The organism is Gemmiger formicilis (assembly GCF_016901605.1).
GTDB lineage: Bacteria > Bacillota > Clostridia > Oscillospirales > Ruminococcaceae > Gemmiger > Gemmiger formicilis_B.
Genome location: NZ_JACJKP010000483.1, coordinates 1 through 400, shown reverse-complemented (window position 1 = coordinate 400; position 400 = coordinate 1). Strand labels below are relative to the sequence as shown.

Genomic DNA, 400 nt, shown 5'->3' with positions numbered 1-400 from the left:
TTCTGTCCCGATTGCGGGAACAAGCTGCACTTTGCTACCTGCAAGAGCTTTGACGGCAAGCAAGACCATTATGTATGCTCCAGCTACAAAAGCGGCCGAGGCACCTGTTCTGCCCACTATATCCGGGAAGATGTACTGCGGGAACTGGTGTTGGAACGCATCCGTGCGGTCAATGCCTATATCCGGCAGGACGTGGAGGGCTTTCAGGAGGAGTGGCTGCAATGCCGCCGTTCCGATCAGGAACGCAACATCCGTGAAGATCGGAAACGAGTGGAACAGGCCAAGAAGCGGCTGGCTGACTTGGATGTTCTTCTGTCCCGACTCTATGAGGATTTTGTCCTGGGCGATCTGAACAAGGAGCGGTACAAGAAAATGACCGCCGATTACGAGGCAGAACAGG

At 54.5% G+C, this 400-nt stretch carries 1 protein-coding gene; it reads left to right on the top strand.

Annotation, left to right across the window (positions count from 1 at the left end; translation table 11 throughout):
- A partial coding sequence (locus H6B10_RS15555; RefSeq protein WP_204652370.1) for a zinc ribbon domain-containing protein occupies positions 1-400 on the top strand: 400 nt, incomplete at both ends.